General features: G+C 72.9%; 12 protein-coding genes. 7 read left to right on the forward strand and 5 right to left on the reverse strand.

What is annotated here, in order from left to right; all coding sequences use genetic code 11:
* Positions 1–257 precede the first annotated feature (257 nt).
* The 5 genes from ACFP3V_RS30825 to ACFP3V_RS30845 form a co-directional block, all read right to left on the reverse strand.
* Positions 258–1,094, reverse strand: coding sequence for a type 1 glutamine amidotransferase (locus ACFP3V_RS30825; RefSeq protein WP_380590805.1), 837 nt, complete (start codon positions 1,092–1,094; stop codon positions 258–260).
* Between the two features lie 104 nt (positions 1,095–1,198).
* Positions 1,199–3,361: an ArnT family glycosyltransferase gene (locus tag ACFP3V_RS30830; RefSeq protein WP_380590808.1), complete on the reverse strand. Its 2,163-nt coding sequence runs from the start codon at positions 3,359–3,361 to the stop codon at positions 1,199–1,201.
* The gene (locus ACFP3V_RS30835) at positions 3,358–4,596 is read right to left on the reverse strand and encodes a glycosyltransferase (RefSeq protein WP_380590811.1); all 1,239 of its coding nucleotides are present in this window, start codon (positions 4,594–4,596) and stop codon (positions 3,358–3,360) included. Before ACFP3V_RS30835 ends, ACFP3V_RS30830 begins: the two co-directional genes overlap by 4 nt.
* 121 nt (positions 4,597–4,717) lie before the next feature.
* The gene (locus tag ACFP3V_RS30840; RefSeq protein WP_380590814.1) at positions 4,718–6,049 is read right to left on the reverse strand and encodes a chloride channel protein; all 1,332 of its coding nucleotides are present in this window, start codon (positions 6,047–6,049) and stop codon (positions 4,718–4,720) included.
* 229 nt (positions 6,050–6,278) lie between these two features.
* A complete protein-coding gene (locus ACFP3V_RS30845) occupies positions 6,279–7,019 on the reverse strand; it encodes a hypothetical protein (protein WP_380590817.1) in 741 nt (246 codons plus the stop codon).
* Positions 7,020–7,569: 550 nt separating this feature from the next.
* Between ACFP3V_RS30845 and ACFP3V_RS30850 the strand changes: the two genes are divergently transcribed.
* From ACFP3V_RS30850 to ACFP3V_RS30880, 7 genes are all read left to right on the forward strand, one after another.
* Positions 7,570–8,886: a sugar transferase gene (locus ACFP3V_RS30850; protein ID WP_380590820.1), complete on the forward strand. Its 1,317-nt coding sequence runs from the start codon at positions 7,570–7,572 to the stop codon at positions 8,884–8,886.
* Positions 8,887–8,919: 33 nt separating this feature from the next.
* Positions 8,920–9,984 carry a Gfo/Idh/MocA family protein gene (locus tag ACFP3V_RS30855; RefSeq protein WP_380590823.1) on the forward strand — a complete coding sequence of 355 codons (1,065 nt, stop codon included), beginning with the start codon at positions 8,920–8,922 and terminating at the stop codon, positions 9,982–9,984.
* 127 nt (positions 9,985–10,111) lie between these two features.
* Entirely contained in the window at positions 10,112–11,101 is a 990-nt protein-coding gene (locus ACFP3V_RS30860) for an SDR family NAD(P)-dependent oxidoreductase (RefSeq protein ID WP_380590826.1), read from the forward strand.
* Positions 11,101–12,243: a DegT/DnrJ/EryC1/StrS family aminotransferase gene (locus tag ACFP3V_RS30865; RefSeq protein ID WP_380590829.1), complete on the forward strand. Its 1,143-nt coding sequence runs from the start codon at positions 11,101–11,103 to the stop codon at positions 12,241–12,243. Before ACFP3V_RS30860 ends, ACFP3V_RS30865 begins: the two co-directional genes overlap by 1 nt.
* Complete coding sequence (locus ACFP3V_RS30870; RefSeq protein WP_380590832.1) at positions 12,240–12,923, forward strand: acetyltransferase; 684 nt, start codon at positions 12,240–12,242, stop codon at positions 12,921–12,923. Before ACFP3V_RS30865 ends, ACFP3V_RS30870 begins: the two co-directional genes overlap by 4 nt.
* Positions 12,920–14,035 (forward strand): DegT/DnrJ/EryC1/StrS family aminotransferase, encoded by a 1,116-nt coding sequence (locus ACFP3V_RS30875; RefSeq protein ID WP_380590835.1) that lies wholly within the window; start codon positions 12,920–12,922, stop codon positions 14,033–14,035. Before ACFP3V_RS30870 ends, ACFP3V_RS30875 begins: the two co-directional genes overlap by 4 nt.
* Before the next feature lie 232 nt (positions 14,036–14,267).
* On the forward strand, positions 14,268–17,513 hold the full coding sequence (locus tag ACFP3V_RS30880) for a DUF4082 domain-containing protein (RefSeq protein WP_380590837.1): 3,246 nt from the start codon (positions 14,268–14,270) through the stop codon (positions 17,511–17,513).
* The last annotated feature ends 31 nt before the right edge of the window (positions 17,514–17,544 follow it).

Consider the following 17,544-nt stretch of genomic DNA (forward strand, 5'->3'; position numbering starts at 1 on the left):
CAACGGCCAATGCCGTTGCAAGCGTCCCGCGCCTCCCCCAGCCCCGACCCCCGCCGGCTGCGAACCCCCGACCCCGGCCCCGCAGCACGGCGCTCAACTCGCCACGCGAACAATGCTGTTGCACTCCCAGGCGCAGCGCTGCCGCCCGCTCTCCCTTCCATCGTCCGTCCCGAAAATCAACGGCGCGATGGCTTCCGTCGGACGGCCTCCCCGTCGGACGGCCTCCGCGCCACGACTCCGTCGGCGGCTACGTCGCGCTACTCCTTGCTGCGGCGGGACAGGGAGAGCGGGCGGATGGCGTCGGCGGCGTGGGAGGACGAGGGGCGGCGGGCGTCGGGATCCGACGCCTCCGGAGTCCGGGGATCGGCCGCAGCGCGAACGACCGCGCCCCAGGCCCGTGCCGTGCGGCCCCAGATCGAGCGCAGTTGAGGTTCGACCGCCCGCAGGGAGGCCAGCGCGGTGTCCGGGTCGGCGCCCGAGCTGAGGAGGGCGGGGCGGTCGTTGGCGGCCCAGCGGGCGACTTGCGGGGTCAGCACTTCGGGGTGGAACTGCACGCCCCAGGCGCGGACGCCGACGCGGAAGGCCTGGTGGACGCAGTCGTCGCCAGCGAGCAGGGGGACCGCGCCGTCCGGGAGTCGGGTGATCTCGTCCCAGTGCCACTGCGCCGCCGGGGCTCCCTCGGGGACGGTGCCGAAGACGGGGTCGTCCGTCACGGCAAGGAGGCGGCGCAGTGGGACGGCGCCGAGTTCCGGGCCGGCGTCGCGGCGGCGGACGGTGCCGCCCAGCGCATGGGCGAGGATCTGACCGCCCAGGCAGATGCCGAGCAGGGGGATGCGCCGGTCGACGGCTTGGCGCATCAGCAGACGTACCGCCGGGAACCAGGGGGCCGCGGAGTCGTCCTCGCAGTTGGGCGCGCCGCCGAGGACGAGGAGGCCCGACCACTCGTCGAGCGTCGTCGGCAAGGGCTGGGCCGCCCAGGGGTGGTGGACGTCCAAGGACAGGCCGAGGAGGGTGAGTTGCTCACCGACCAGATCGGGGCCGGTGCCGTCCTCGTGCTGGACGACCAGGACGGGCGGGACCGGGCGGTGGGTCATGACGACAAGGATGGGCCACCGGAACCAGTCCGTCCAGAACGCCGGGGAGGGCGGGGTGCCCGAGCACAGCCCGGGCGCCCCGCCCCTCCGCGGGGGTGTGGCGCTCAGCCTCCCGACGTGGTCGGCGAGGTGAGGTCGTAGACGGTCGTCCCGCCGATGGTGGTGGACTTGTAGGTGGCCTCCACCCAGGCGGTGATCTGCGAGGAGACGGAAGAGCTGCTGCCCATGCCCCCGCCCATGCCCCCGCCCATGCCGCCGGCGATGAAGTAGTGGATCTTTCCGGCGGCCACGTACTGCTTGAACTGCGCCAGGCTCGGGGCCGGGTCCGTTCCGTTGAAGCCGCCGATGGCCATCACCGGGCTGCCGGAGGCGAGTTGGTAGCTCGCGGCGTTCTGCGAGCCGACAGTGGCGACGACCCAGCTGAAGGCAGACGCGTTCTTCTTGAGAGCGGCGACCAGCTGCGAGTTGACGGCGGTGCCGTCGAGCAGACCACCCATGCCGCCGGCGCCACCGGCCATGCCGCCGCGGGTGCCGGTGCCACTCTGGCCACCGGTGCCACCCTGGGTCCCCGTGCCGCCCTGGGAGTTGGCGCTGCCGCCGGGGAAACCCCGGCCCGGCAGGGCCTGCCCGCCCTGCTGGGTCGAGCCGCCCGTCGAGCCGGGCGCGCCGCCCGGCAGCTGGCCGCCGAAGGCCGCGCCACCGCGGCCGAAGCCGCCCATGCGGCCGCCGCCCGGGGCGCCGCCGAAGCCGCCCTGGCCGGAGGGGCCAGCCGTGGGGAGGGAGCCGGTGTGACTGGTCGTCACCGTGTCTGCGGCGTAGGCCGCCGGGCCGGCCAGCAGCGCGACGAGCGCGGCCAGCGAGCCGGCGAGCAGCAGGCGACGGGTGTGCAGGGTCTCCTTGACGTGCGGGTAGGCCACAATCCCGGCCGCGACCAGCAGGCCGACGACGACCACGGCCCACTTGAGCCACGGGTGGAACGAGGCGGTGCGGTTGAGCAGGACGAAGGCCCAGACCGCCGACACGGCGACGGCCAGTGCGCCCGCCCAGGCGGCGGAGGCGCGTCGTCGCTCCTGCCAGACGGCGTGGGCGCCCATGCCCACCAGGGCCGCGATGGACGGGGCCAGCGCCACGGTGTAGTAGGCATGGAAGATGCCGCTCATGAAGCTGAAGGTGACGCCGGTCAGCAGCAGGCTCCCGCCCCACAGCAGCCAGGCGGCGCGGGCCGTGTCGGTGCGCGGGGCGCGCCGGGTCAGCCAGAGGCCGAGGATGAGCAGGATCAGCGCGGCCGGGATCAGCCAGCTGATCTGGCCGCCGATCTCGGAGCTGAAGAGGCGGGTCACGCCGGTGGCGCCCCACCGGCCGGTGGCGTTGCCGCCGCCGCCGACGCTGCCCGTCTCGTCGCCGGTGAGGCGGCCGAAGCCGTTGTAGCCGAAGGTCAGCGAGAGGAACGAGTCGTCCTGGGAGCCGCCGATGTAGGGGCGCATCGACGCCGGGACGAGTTCCACGACGGCGACCCACCAGCCCCCCGCGACGACCAAAGCCAGCGTCGCGTAGCCGAGTTGGAGCAGCCGCCTGCGCAGTCGGTGCGGGCCGCAGACGGCGTAGGCGGCGGCGAAGGCGGGGAGGACCAGGAAGGCCTGCAGCGTCTTGGTGAGGAAGGCCAGGCCGACCAGCGAACCGGCCAGGACCAGCCACCGGGTGCGGCCGTCCTCCTGGGCGCGGACCATCGCGTAGGTGGCGGCGGCCAGCAGCAGGGCGAGCAGGGCGTCCGGGTTGTTGAAGCGGAACATCAGGACCGCGACCGGGGTCAGCGCGAGCACCGCGCCGGCGATGAGGCCTCCGGCCTCGGAGAAGCGACGGCGGACGGTGGCGTACACCGTGCCGACCGTGGCGACGCCCATCAGCACCTGCGGCATCAGGATGGCCCAGGAGTTGAGGCCGAAGATCCGCACGGACAGCGCCATCAGCCACAGCGAGGCCGGGGGCTTGTCGACGGTGATGAAGTTGGACGCGTCCGAGGAACCGTAGAAGAACGCCTTCCAGCTCTGCGAGCCCGCCTGCACCGCGGCCGAGTAGAAGGAGTTGGCATAGCCGTTGACGCTGAGGTTCCAGGCGTAGAGGACGCCGGTGGCGAGCAGCAGGGCGATCAGCGCGGGGCGGGCCCAGCGCGGTCGGCGGGCGGAGGGTGCGGATTCCGCCAGCGGAGGCGGGGGACCGGCGGCCGGTGAGCCCGTGTCGGTCCGGGTGTGGCTGAGATGGAGGGTCATGCGGTGGTCCTCTTCTTGCGGAAGACCCAGGCGCGGAAGAGCACGAAGCGCACCAGGGTGGCGGCGAGGTTCGCCGCGACGAGTACGGCCAGCTCCGTCGCATGGCCGGGGTGGGGGTCGGCGGCGTGCAGCAGGCCCAGCGAGCCGCTGGTCAGCAGCAGGCCGATGAGGAACACCAGCAGGCCCTGGGCCTGCTGGCGGCCCGCGCCGCCGCCGCGTACACCGAAGGTGAACGCGCGGTTGGCGGCCGTGTTGGCCACCGCGGAGACGAAGAGGGCGACGGCGTTGGCCGCCTGAGCCCCCGTCAGCAGCCGCAGCAGGCTGTAGAGGGCGAGGTAGAAGGCGGTGGAGCCGACGCCGACGACCGCGAAGCGGATCAGCTGACCGGTCAGCCCGGCCGGGACGCCGGGCGGGTCGGCCGGCTGCGGGCGGCGCAGCGAGGCGAGCGGCAGGCGGCCGCCGGCCAGGGCGCGTCCGACACGCCAGACGCCCTTGAGATCGGCGGTGGCGGTTGCGACGATGTCGACGCTGGAGTCGGGGTCGTCCACCCAGTCGACCGGCACCTCGTGGATGCGCAGCCCCGCGCGTTCGGCGAGGACGAGCAGCTCGGTGTCGAAGAACCAGCCGGTGTCCTCGACGAGCGGGAGCAGGCGCTCGGCCACGTCCGCGCGGATCGCCTTGAACCCGCACTGGGCGTCGGAGAAGCGGACGGCAAGGGTGCCTCGCAGGATCAGGTTGTAGCAGCGGGAGATGAACTCCCGCTTCGGCCCGCGGACGACCCGGGAGCCGGGCGCGAGCCGGGACCCGATGGCGACGTCCGAGTGCCCGGAGATCAGTGGCGCGACCAGCGGCAGCAGCGCGCTGAGGTCGGTGGACAGGTCGACGTCCATGTACGCGAGCACGGGGGCGTCCGACTGGGTCCACACCTCGCGCAGCGCCCGGCCGCGGCCCTTGAGGGGGAGCGTGCGGACGGTGACGCCGGGAAGTTCCCGGGCCAGTTCGCGGGCCACCTCGGGGGTGCCGTCGGTGCTGGCGTTGTCGGCGACGGTGATCCGGAAGGAGTAAGGGAAGGACCGGTCCAGGTACTCGTGCAGCCGCCGGACGCTGGGTCCGAGGTCGCGTTCCTCGTTGTGGACGGGCACCACGACGTCGAGCATCGTGGTGTCGGTCTCGGCGGGAAGGGGTTCCCGCAGCGGCAGGGTCCCGGTCGCCGGGAGAGCTGTGGTTGCGGCCATGGCACGAGACTCCGGGCCGCATGTGAGAGGAGTCTGAGTTCCCTTTGAGGCGGGACTTGGGAGTTGCTGTGAACGCTTCACAGGTTCGGCCGCGCCGGACGGCAGCGGGGGCGAACTCCCGTTACCCGTGGGCGCGCTGTGGCTCCGGCGCCGGCTCCGCCTCCGGTGCGGGCCGGTCCAGCGCGACGGCGGTCAGCAGGGCAGTCACCGCACTGATGATCAAAAGCGGCATCAGCGTGTTGGCCTCCTTGCCGAGCAGGGCCGCCGCGAGCACGACACTGGTGACGGGCAGTCGGGTGACCGCGGTGCTCGCCGCCGAGATGCCGGCGGCCAGGCCCGAAGCCATGCCGAGTCCGGGCAGGCCCCCGCAGGCGACGCCGAGTGCGGCCCCGATCATCACCGCGGGGAAGATCGGTCCACCGCGCAGGCTGCCCAGGGCGACGCCCCAGCCGAGCAGCTTGAAGGCGACCAGGGCGAGCAACGCCGTGACGGCCCAGGAATGCGGATCGGCGGCGATCTGACCGAGCGTCGCCTGACCGGACAGGGCGGCCTCCTCCGGGGAGCGGTCGGTCGCGAGGGCGTACAGGGTGATGCAGGCGCCGACCGCGACGGCGCACATCACGATGCGCAGCGCGGGCCGGCTGCCGTGCACCCACCCCTCGGTGAGGAAGCCCAGCGCGCGTGCCGCCGTGATCAGCAGCCCGATCAGCGCGGCGAGGGGGATGCCCCAGAGGAAATCCCCCGCGTCGGGCAGCCCGGCGGCGGGCTCCTGCGGCAGGGCGAGCGAGCCGATCCCGAGCCCGGTCCAGTGGCCGAAGCCGGTGAACACCAGCGCGCCGACGCCGCTGGCGAGCAGGCAGGGCAGGATCAGGACCATCAGCCGGACCCCGCCCAGGCCGGCCGCCTCGATCATCATGACGGCGGCGACGAGCGGGCTACCGAAGATCGTGCTGATGGCTGCGGTGGAGCCGGCCGCGCCCACGACGGCGGTCAGCTGCGGTCGGCTGCTGCGGCGCGACGAACGGACGGCGAGCAGGGCGAGGCCGCCGCCGAGCGCCATCAGCGGGGCCTCGGGGCCGAGCATGACGCCGAGCGGGAGGCAGACGAGCGCGGCGAGGACGACGCCGGGCAGGTCTCCGGGCGGGGTCGGTGGCCCGCCCAGCCCGTGGACGGGGGTGTGCCCGCCGGCGCCGCGCATTCGCGTGATGATCGGTGCGGCGAGCAGCCCCGCCAGCGCGAGGGCGGGCAGCCCCCACCACCACGGGGCACGGCTGAAGCCGAGCTGCTTGGGGGCCGACTCCCAGACCCAGTGCTGCAGCTGGTGCTCGAACCCGACGAACCAGAAGGCGGCGAGGGAGACGGGGACGCCGAGGAGCGCGGAGAGCGCGAGCAGCTTCAGCAGCGAGGGCGCGGTGAGGACCTGACGGAGCGTCGGCTGCGCCGGTTCACTCATGCCCCGCTCCCCTCCGTCGACAGTCCTGGGGCCCCATCGTCCCGCCCAGCTGGACGTCGGCGCGACTCCTCACACCCGTCCAGGGGAGGTGGCCCAGCGCGAGCAGCCCACCACCCGGGGAGGTCCGTCCCGCACACGGGGCAGAACCTCCGCGAGTGGTGGGCAGCTCNCGCCGCTGCGGGCGCCGCTGGCGGGGCTCCCGCCCGAAGGGTGGGGGATCCTCGCGACCCTAGGGTGGCGGCCAGGCACCGGTCGCGGTGAACCAGTTCTTACGGGCGCGCTCCAGCGCGCCGAGCGCGGGCGGCACGCGGGGGTCGGCCTCCTGCGCCGCGAGCACCGCGGCCAGCGCCTTCCGCGAGGCCTCCACCTCGCCCCGGTCCGCGCGGACCGCGGCCACCGTGGACTCGGCCTCGGCGATCTCCTCCGCGCGCCGTCCGGCGAACAGCCGTTCCGTCGCGGCGGCGAGTTCGATCAGCGAGACGAGGCTGCGCACCACCGCCTGGTCGACCTCGGCGTCGTCGGGGAAGGAGACCCGGCGCGAAGCGCCCCGCGCGGGCAGGAGCAGCAGGCGTGCGCGGGGTTCCGCGCGGGCGCGCAGGCCGTCCAAGGGGAGCTCGACAGACCCGTGCACCACAACATGCTGATACACGCCCAGCTGCCCCACCCGGCGCAGCAGTTCTCCCCGCCCCGGTGGCCGGCGCAGCAGGCCGAGGGCGTGCTCGGCGTCACGGACACGGGCCCGGTGGCCGGTCTCGGTGGCGCGTATCCGACCCTCCGCCGCGCTGCGTTCGCGCCTGAGGGAACGTTTCACCTCGCCCAATCGTCGTCGCGCGGACGCGAGTTGGCGCCGTTCCTCGCGCAGCTCCGCGCCGAACGCGGCGCGCCGGCCGCCGGGATAGCGGCGCAGCTGGGCGGACGCGCCGACGGCGAGTCCGACCAGGACGAGTGCGATGCAGACCAGTGCGGTCACCCGACTCCCTCCCACCGAGGTCGAAGGTGTGCAAGCGCAGGCAGTATCTCCACCGCGACACTCCCAGGAGTGTGTATTTCGGTCAATCACTCCACTCCTGGCACACAGGACCACTACATTGGGCACGGCTGGGACACCGAGCACCATGGAGCTGCAAAGGGGGCGTGTTTCGGCCGAACTGCGCTGATCGCCGAGTCGTCGTCAGGTGCTGCCGATACGGTGTTGCCTGCCGGGTCGCCTCTGCGGGGGGAGATGCGCAGTCGGGCGGCCGCGGCAGTTCAGTCAGGTGTCACAAGCCACGTGTTCAGTTCACACCGTCGTTCCCTCAACTCCTTCTGCTCCTGCGGCCCGAGGCCGGCCGCCGGGTCAGGGCATCCGTCGGTGTGATCGGAGCGAGCCGCGTCACCACTGGGGGGTTTGCATGACCGTGTGGTCGGTCACGCAAGAAGATCGCCACGTTGTCCCGCGTACGCGCCTGGGCGCGCGGCGACGCCGCTGGGAGCGGGCATACCGCTGCTCCGCGGCCGTCGCCGACGTTCTTGCCGCGCTCGTGTCATCCGTCATCGTCCATACCGTATACGGACGTTGGACTGTCGCGTCAGTCCTTCCGTTCACCTGGTTCACTCTGGTCGCCGGCTACCGCGCCTACGACCGCCGGGTCATCGGCCGCGGCGGCGAGGAGTTGCGCCGGCTGGTGCGGGCGGCCCTCGCGCTGCCCGCCCTCGCCGCCGCCGGGTACTGGCTGTTCGCTTTCGACGCCGAGCTGCTGCACGACGTGATCGCGGGCGCCGTGCCGGTGCTCGCCCTCGCCCTGCTCGGCCGGGCGCTGCTGCGGCGCCGGCTGCGGCTGCGCTGGGCGCGCGGGCTGGACCGCGAGGCGGCCCTGCTCGTCGGGTCCGCGCAGGACGCGGTCGCCTTCGTCAACGCCCTCGGCCGCGGCCGGGCAAGGGAGTTGGAGATCGCCGGCGTCTGCCTGACCGACCCGGTGCACGCGCCGCTGCTGCAGGAGCTGGACATACCGGTCCTCGGCGGCATCGGCGACGTCGCCGGGGCGGTGCACTCCTCGGGCAGCGGGGCCGTCGTCGTGCTCCCGGAGCCGGGGATCGACGCCGCCGTGCTGCGCCGGCTCTCCTGGTCCGCCGCCGCGGAGGACGCCGACTTCCTGGTCGCGCCCACCCTGAGCGACGTGGCCGCGAACCGGCTGCGGTTCCGCGAGGGCGGTGGCATGCCGCTGCTGCACATCCGCTCCGCGCGGCTCGGCCGGCTGCCCCGGCTGCCCAAGGAGATCGCCGAACGGACGGCCGCCGCGGTCGCGTTGGTGCTGCTCCTGCCCGTGCTGGTGCTGATCGCATTGGCCGTGCGGCTGGACAGCAGCGGTCCCGCGCTGTTCCGCCAGCGCCGGGTGGGCTGCTACGGCACGGGTTTCACCATGCTCAAGTTCCGCACCATGCGCGAGGACGCCGAGGCCCTGCGCGAGGAGCTGGAGCACCTCAACCAGAACAGTGACGGGCTGCTCTTCAAGGTCCGCCAGGACCCGCGGGTCACCCGGGTCGGGGCGCTGCTGCGGCGCACCTCGCTCGACGAACTGCCGCAGCTGATCAACGTGTTGAAGGGCGACATGGCCCTGGTGGGGCCGCGGCCGCCGCTGCCCGAGGAGGTCGAGGGCTACAGCCACGAGATCAAACGCCGGCTGCTGGTCAAACCGGGGCTGACCGGCCTGTGGCAGGTGAGCGGCCGCTCCGACCTGCCGTGGGAGGAGGCGGTCCGGCTCGACCTCGCCTATGTGGACAACTGGTCGCTGGGCATGGACGCGGACATCCTGCTCCGCACCGTCCCGGCCGTGCTGCGCGGTACCGGCGCCTACTGACTGGGGGGAACGAAAACGATGGGGGGATCCACCGTGAGGAAGACCGAACAGGACGGGACGCCACTGGGCGTGGCCGTGATCGGCGCCGGGTACTGGGGGCCCAACCTGGTGCGCAACTTCCAGTCCAGCCCGGCCTGGCGGCTGCGCTGGCTGTGCGACCTGGACGTGGCCCGGGCCGAGAAGGTGCTCGGCGGCTACTCCACGGTCCAGGCCACCGCCGACTACGCCGCCGTGCTCGCCGACCCGGACGTGGCCGCGGTCGCCGTGGCCACCCCGGCCGGCACGCACCTGGACGTGGCGCTCGCCGCGCTGCGCGCCGGGAAGCACGTCCTGGTGGAGAAGCCGCTGGCGGCCACCTACGCGGACGGCCTGCGGCTGGTCGAGGAGGCCGAGCAGCGCGGCCTGGTGCTGATGTGCGACCACACCTACTGCTACACGCCGGCCGTCGCCCGGATCCGGGAGCTGGTGCACGGCGGCGAGTTGGGCGAGATCCATTACGTCGACTCGGTGCGGATCAACCTCGGCCTGGTCCAGAAGGACGTGGACGTGCTGTGGGACCTGGCCCCGCACGACCTGTCCATCCTCGACTTCATCCTGCCCGAGCACGTCCAGCCGGTCGCCGTCGCCGCGCACGGTGCCGACCCGATCGGCGCCGGTCAGGCCTGCATCGGCTATCTGACGCTGCAGTTGAACACCGGCGCGATCGCCCACGTCCACGTCAACTGGCTCTCCCCGACCAAGGTGCGCACCACCATGGTCGGCGGGGCCAAGCGCACGCTGGTCTGGGACGACCTCAACCCGGCCCAGCGCATCGCGGTCTTCGACCGCGGCGTCGACCTCGCCGCACCGGCCGAGATCGGCGCCGAGGAGCGGCGGGACATGCTCGTCTCCTACCGCACCGGCGACATGGTCGCGCCCGCGCTGCAGGAGAAGGAGGCGCTGCGGGCCATGGTCGACGAGTTCGCGGCCTCGATCCGGGAGCGCCGTCCGTCGCGGACGGACGGCCGGGCCGGGCTGCGCGTGCTGGACATCCTCGAAGCCGCCTCACGCAGCCTCGAGTTCCGCGGGGCCGTGGTCGGCCTGCGCACCGGTCACTGAGCAGGCCGCCGGCCAGGCCGCCCAGCGGCCGCCGAACGCCCGACGAAGCGCCGTGCGGCGGCCGCGCAGGCCCGCCGCACCGGCCACCAACCTGAGCACCAGTCAACAGAACGGTAGGGACAGCACGTTGAGCACCGTCAGCGGCAAGCGCATCCTGGTCACCGGAGGCGCCGGGACCATCGGCTCCAACCTGGTCGACCTCCTCGTGGACCGGGGCGCCGCCGAGGTCGTGGTCCTGGACAACCTGGTCCGCGGCCGTCACGCCAACCTGGCCGCGGCCCTGCCCAGCGGCCGGGTCACCCTGGTCGAGGGCGACATCCGGGACGTCGACACGGTCCGCAAGGCCACCGAGGGCGCCGAGCTGGTCTTCCACCTGGCCGCCATCCGGATCACCCAGTGCGCGGAGGAGCCGCGGCTGGCCAACGAGGTGCTGGTGGACGGCACCTTCAACGTGCTGGAGGCGGCCGTGGCCGCCGGCGTGGAGAAGGTCGTCGCCTCCTCCTCCGCCTCGGTCTACGGCCTGGCGGAGACCTTCCCCACCGACGAGCGGCACCACCCCTACAACAACGACACCTTCTACGGCGCGGCCAAGGCCTTCAACGAGGGCATGCTGCGCTCCTTCCACGCCATGTACGGGCTGGACTACGTGGCGCTGCGGTACTTCAACGTCTACGGCCCGCGGATGGACATCCACGGCCTCTACACCGAGGTGCTGATCCGCTGGATGGAGCGGATCGAGAACGGCGAGCCCCCGCTGATCCTCGGCGACGGCAACCAGACCATGGACTTCGTCGACGTCCGCGACATCGCCAGGGCCAACCTGCTGGCCGCCGAGTCGGAGCTGACGGACGAGGTGTTCAACGTCGCGAGCGCGACGGAGACCAGCCTCAAGGAGCTGGCCCAGGCGCTCCTGGAGGCCATGGACCGCCCCGACCTGGCGCCGGTGCACGGCCCGGCGCGGGCGGTCAACGGCGTCACCCGGCGACTGGCGGACGTGTCGGCGGCCCGGGAGCGGCTGGGCTTCACCGCCGAGATCGACCTGCGCACCGGCCTGCGGGACCTGGTGCGGTGGTGGCGGGCCGAGCGCGCCGCGGACGCCGAGGCGGTGGCCCGGTGATGGGGGACCAGCAGCGCATCCCGGTCATGGTCCCGTGGCTGGGCGAGGCGGAGGCGCAGGCCGCGGCGGACGCCGTGCTGTCCGGCTGGGTGGCGCAGGGGCCGCGGGTCGCGGAGTTCGAGCGCGCCTTCGCGGAGCGGGTCGGCGCGGCGCACGGCATCGCCGTGAGCTCCTGCACGACCGCCCTGCACCTGGCGCTGGTCGCGCTGGACCTGGGCCCGGGGGACGAGGTCGTCGTGCCCTCGCTGTCCTTCATCGCCACCGCCAACGCGGTCCGTTACGTGGGCGCCGAGCCCGTGTTCGCCGACATCGACGCGGCGACCGGCAACCTGACGCCCGACACCGTCGAGGCCGTGCGCACCGGGCGCACCAAGGCGGTCGTCCTGGTGCACCAGGGCGGTGTCCCGGCGGACGTGGACGCCGTCGCCAAGTACGCCGCCGAACACGGCATCGCCGTGGTGGAGGACGCGGCCTGCGCCATCGGGGCCACCGTCAACGGGCGTTCGGTGGGCGACGGTTCGCTGATCGCCGCCTGGTCCTTCCATCCCCGCAAGGTGATCACCACGGGCGAGGGCGGCATGGTCACCACCGACAACGCCGCGTGGGCCGACCGGCTGCGCCGCCTGCGCGAACACGGCATGAACGCCTCCGCCGCGCAGCGGCACGCGAGCGACAAGCCGATCCTGGAGAGCTACCTGGAGACCGGCTACAACTACCGGATGACCGACATCCAGGCGGCGGTCGGCCTGGTCCAACTCGCCAAGCTGGACCAGGTGGTGGCCCGCCGCCGGTCGCTGGCCGCCCGCTACCACGAGCTGCTGGACGGCGTCCCCGGCCTGAGCCCGGTCCGGGACCCGCACTGGGGCACGGGCACCTACCAGTCCTTCTGGGTGCTGCTGGACGAGGCCTACCCGCTCACCCGGGACGAGCTGCTCGCCGCGCTCGCCGAGGCCGGGGTCTCCGCCCGGCGCGGCATCATGGCCGCCCATCTGGAGCCCGCCTACGCCGGCCACCCGGCCGCGCCGCTGCCGGTCACCGAACGACTCACCCGCGACTCGCTGATCCTGCCGCTGTTCCACACCATGACCGAGGAGCAGCAGGACCGCGTCGTCGCCGTGATCAGACAGCAGGCCACGGGATGACGGAGAGTCTGATCATCGTCGGCGCGGGCGGCTTCGCGCGGGAGACCGCGCAGGCCGTCCGCGCCGCGGGCGTCCACACCCTGCTCGGCTTCCTGGACGACGACCCGGCCAAGCACGGCACGAAGGTCGACGGCGTGCCCGTGCTCGGGGGCAGCGCGCTGCTCGCGGACCAGCCCTCGGCCCGGGTCCTCGTCTGCGTGGGCAGCGCCCGCGACTACGCCGCCCGGGCCCGCGTGGTGGAGCGGCTGGGCCTGCCCGACGAGCGCTACGCGACGGTCGTCCACCCGAGCGCCTCGGTGCCGGACGACTGTGAACTCGGCGCCGGGACCGTGCTGTTGGCGCAGGTGGTGCTGACGGCCGCGGTGCGGGTGGGCCGGCACGTCTCGGTGATGCCGCAGACCGTGCTGACCCATGACGACGTGGTGGAGGACTTCGCCACGCTCGCCTCAGGCGTTCGGCTGTCCGGCGGCGTCCGGGTCGGGCGGGGCGCCTATCTCGGCGCCGGGGTGCTGGTGCGCGAGCAACTGAGCATCGGGGCCTGGTCCTTGGTGGGCATCGGCGGCGTGGTGCTGTCCGACGTCCCCGCGGGCCAGGTGTGGGTCGGCAGTCCGGCCCGGCGGCTGCGGTCCGCCCCGTCCACCGCCTGGGACCAACTGCGGCTGATGGGAGCCCCTGCGTGAGCCACATTCCCCTGGTCGACCTGAAAGCGGCCCACGCCGAGGTGGCGGACGCCGTGCGGGAGGGATTCGACCGCATCCTGGAGCACACCGCCTTCGTGGGCGGCGCCGAGGTCGCCGCCTTCGAGCAGGAGTACGCGGCCTTCAACGGCACCGCGCACGCGATCGGGGTCGCCAACGGCACCGACGCCCTCGAACTCGCGCTGCGGGCGAGCGGGGTGGGCGTGGGCGACGAGGTGGTGCTGCCCGCCAACACCTTCATCGCCACGGCCGGCGCGGTCCAGCGCATCGGGGCCCGTCCGGTGCTGGTGGACGCCGACCCGGCCACGTACCTGCTCGACGTCGAGGCCGCGGCCAAGGCCGTCACACCGCGGACCAAGGCCGTGGCCCCGGTGCACCTGTACGGGCAGAACGCCGACGTCGCCGGGCTGCGGGCGCTGCTGCCCGAGGGGCTCGCGATCGTCGAGGACGGCGCGCAGAGCCAGGGCGCGAGCCGCGACGGGCGCACGGCGGGCCAGGGCGGCATCGCCGCGACCAGCTTCTACCCGGGCAAGAACCTGGGCGCCTACGGGGACGCCGGCGCGGTCGTCACCGATTCCCCCGAACTCGCCCAGCGCGTCCGTGAGTTGGCGAACCACGGCGGGACCGCCAAGTACCGTCACGACGTGGCCGGCTTCAACTCCCGACTGGACGGCCTGCAGGCCGTCGTCCTCCGCGCCAAGCTGGCCAGGCTGGCGCGGTGGAACGATCAGCGGCGCGCGGCGGCGGCCCGGTACCACGAGCTGCTGGCCCCGCTCGCCGAGGCGGAACGGGTGGTGCTCCCGGCCACGGCGGACGGCAACGTCCACGTCTGGCACCTGTACGTGGTCCGGGTGCCCGGCGCGGACCGCGACGCCGTGGTCGACCGCCTGAACGCGGCGGGGATCGGGGCCGGGGTGCACTACCCGTCGCCGGTGCACCTGACCCCGGCCTTCGCCCATCTCGGCCACGGAGCAGGCGACTTCCCGCACGCCGAACGGGCCGCCAGGGAGATCCTCTCGCTTCCGCTGTACCCCCAGATCACCCCCGAGCAGCAGCAGGAAGTGGCAGCTGCCCTGGTGAACGCACTCCACTAGCCACGCACCGCCCAGGACCTGTCCGGCGGACCGTTCCGGATCAGCCCCCGTCGTTCCCCCGCCCTCCGGGCCGGAGGCCCCGGGTGCGGCCAGACCCACGTCGGTGGAGCGCCCTCGTACTGGACGTACTGGGGCGTCACGCCACGCAGGGGATGCCCGTGCCGGACGGCGCGGGTCCGGAAAGTTCCGCTGGACAGGCCCCAGGGGCACTGCCCTTCCGAAAGGCCAAAACGTGCAGTACAGACTCAGACGGGCCGGAGGCGTCCTCTTCGCCCTGGCCGCGCTCCTGGCGGCCCTGCTGCCTCTCGCCGGGAGAGCCCACGCCGCCGATCCCTGCGGGGCGGGCTCGAACCCGATCGTCTGCGAGAACTCCAAGCCGGGCACGCCGATGTCCGACTGGTTCTCCGCGGACGCCTGGGGCGACATCCAGGGCTTCACCGACAAGGTGAGCTACCAGGCCGGGGACACGGTGTCCTTCAAGGTCCAGTCGCCCGCCGCCTACCACATCGAGATCTACCGGCTCGGCTGGTACGGCGGCGACGGCGCGCGGCTGATCTCCACCGCCGCACAGGCCGCGGTCACCTATCCGGCCAACTACACGAGCAAGGCGGCCTCCTGCACCAGCACCGCCGCCACCGGCCTGGTGGACTGCGGCAACTGGCCGACCACGGCGACCTGGACGGTGCCCAGCGACGCCGTCTCGGGGCTCTACGTCGCCAACCTGAACCAGGCCGACGGCCAGGGCCTGATGCCGTACCCCTTCGTGGTGCGCAACGAGTCCAGCCACTCGGACGTCGTGGTGCAGACCGCCGACGAGACCTGGCAGGCCTACAACATGTGGGGCGGCCAGAACCTCTACAACGGCAACGGCCCCGCGCCCGACGGCCGTGCCTACCAGGTGAGTTACAACCGCCCGCTGCTGATCGGCGGCGACAACGGCATCTACGGCTCCGAGTTCGAGATGATCTCGTGGCTGGAACGCAACGGCTACGACGTCAGCTACCTCTCCGGGGTGGACGTCTCCACCAAGGGCTCGCTGCTGCTCAACCACAAGCTCTACATGTCCTCGGGCCATGACGAGTACTGGACCCAGTCCCAGTACGACAACGTCCTCGCCGCCCGCAAGGCCGGCGTCAACGAGGGGTTCTTCAGCGGCAACGAGGTCTTCTGGAAGACGAGGCTGGCTCCCAGCGCCGTCGGCGACCAGGGCGCGAACCGGACGCTGGTCTGCTACAAGATGACCAAGCTGGAGCTCTACACCCCGGACGGCGTGCCCGACCCGAGCGGCACCTGGACCGGCACCTTCATGGACCCGGCCAGCACCAACTACAACCAGGCGTACTACCCGCCGAACATCCTCACCGGCAGCATGTTCCAGGTCAACGGCTACCGCAGTGACGCGATCACCGTCCCGGCGGCCTACGCCAAGCTCCGCATCTGGCGCAACACCAGCGTGGCGAACCTGACGAGCGGTCAGACCGCGACCTTCCCGACCGGCACCCTCGGCTACGAGTGGGACGCGGACCTGGACAACGCCTCCCGGCCCAGCGGCGAGATCGACCTCTCCTCGACCACCGTCGACATCACGGACGGCAAGTACCGCCTGGACTGGGGCAACACCTACGGGAACGGCACCGCCACGCACAGCCTGGTGGAGTTCCGCGACCCCGACTCGCACGCCCTCGTCTTCGGCACCGCCACCGTCCAGTGGTCCTGGGGCCTGACCAACGTGCCGGTCAACGACCCCTCGACCGCCGTGGTCACGGTGGACAAGCGGATGCAGCAGGCGACCGTCAACATCCTGGCCGACCTGGGCGTCCAGCCCGCGTCGCTGCAGACCGACCTGGTGGGCGCGACCGCCTCCACCGACACCACCGCACCGGTGGTGACCGTCACCAGCCCGGCCGGCGGCGCCACGGTCCCGGCCGCCAAGACGCTCACCGTCACCGGCACCGCGACCGACACCGGCGGCCAGGTGGCCCGCGTCGAGGTCTCCGCCGACGGCGGCAGCACCTGGCACGCCGCCACCGGCACCGGCTCGTGGAGCTACAGCTGGACCCCGACCGCCCCCGGCAGCGCCTCGCTGAAGGTCCGCGCCGTGGACGACAGCGTCAACGTGGGCACGCCCGCCACCGTCTCGCTGACCGTCGGCAACCAGCAGTGCCCGTGCACGATCTTCCCGAGCACCGCGACCCCGGGCACCCAGAACGCCGGCGACCCCAGCTCGCTCGAGTTGGGCGTCAAGTTCCGCAGCAGCGTGGCGGGTTCGGTGACCGGCGTGCGGTTCTGGAAGTCCACCGCGAACACCGGCACCCACACCGGCAGCCTGTGGAGCGCGAGCGGCACCCGGCTGGCCACGGGCACCTTCACCAACGAGACGGCCTCCGGCTGGCAGACGCTGACCTTCGCCTCGCCGGTGCCGATCAAGGCCAACACCACCTACATCGCCTCCTACTACGCACCCAACGGCGGCTACTCCTACGACGGCGGCTACTTCAGCGGCTCCGGCGCGGGCCTGGCCCCGCTGACCGCGCTGCAGTCGGGCGTCGACGGCGGCAACGGCGTCTACCGGTACGCCACCGGCGGCGGCTTCCCGAACAGCGAGTCCAACGGCTCCAACTACTGGGTGGACGTCGTCCTCGACACCGGTGCGGCCACCACCACGCCGCCGTCCGTCAGCTCCACCAGCCCGGCCGCCAACGCCACCGGCGTCGCGGTCAACGCCCCGGTGACCGCCACCTTCAGCGAGGCGGTGGACCCGTCCACGCTGACGTTCACGCTGAAGAGCGCATCCGGCGCCACCGTGCCCGGTACCACCAGCGTCGACGCCGCCGGGACCACGGCCACCTTCACCCCGTCCACCGAGCTGGACCTGAGCACCGGCTACACCGCCTCGGTGCAGGCCGCCGACCAGTGGGGCAACGCCATGAGCTCCGCCACCAGCTGGTCCTTCACCACCGGCGCCACCGAGCCGACGGTGACCTGCCCGTGCACCCTGTGGAGCGCGAGCACCACGCCGACGCGGACCGACGTCACCAACGACGCCAACTCGCTGGAGCTGGGGACCCGGTTCACCCCGGCCGTCGACGGCTACGTCACCGGCATCACCTTCTACAAGGGCACCGGCAACACCGGCACCCACACCGGCAGCCTCTGGTCCGCCACCGGCACCCAGCTGGCCACCGGCACCTTCAGCAACGAGACCGCCTCGGGCTGGCAGACACTGACCTTCGCCACCCCGGTCGCGGTCACCGCGGGGACGACGTACATCGCGTCGTACCACGCACCCAACGGCAACTACTCCTACGACGGCGGGTACTTCGCCGCCGCACACACCGCGTTCCCGCTGACCGCCCCGGCGGACGGCACCGGGAGCAGCAACGGCGTGTACGCCTACACCACCAACACGGCCTTCCCGACCGACAGTTCGGGCTCGGCCAACTACTGGGTGAGCCCGGTCTTCACGACCTCCGGCTGAGCCTGTCGCACCGCGGCCGCCGCCGCACGCG

It is taken from the genome of Streptacidiphilus monticola, from assembly GCF_042658505.1.
Lineage (GTDB): Bacteria > Actinomycetota > Actinomycetes > Streptomycetales > Streptomycetaceae > Streptacidiphilus > Streptacidiphilus monticola.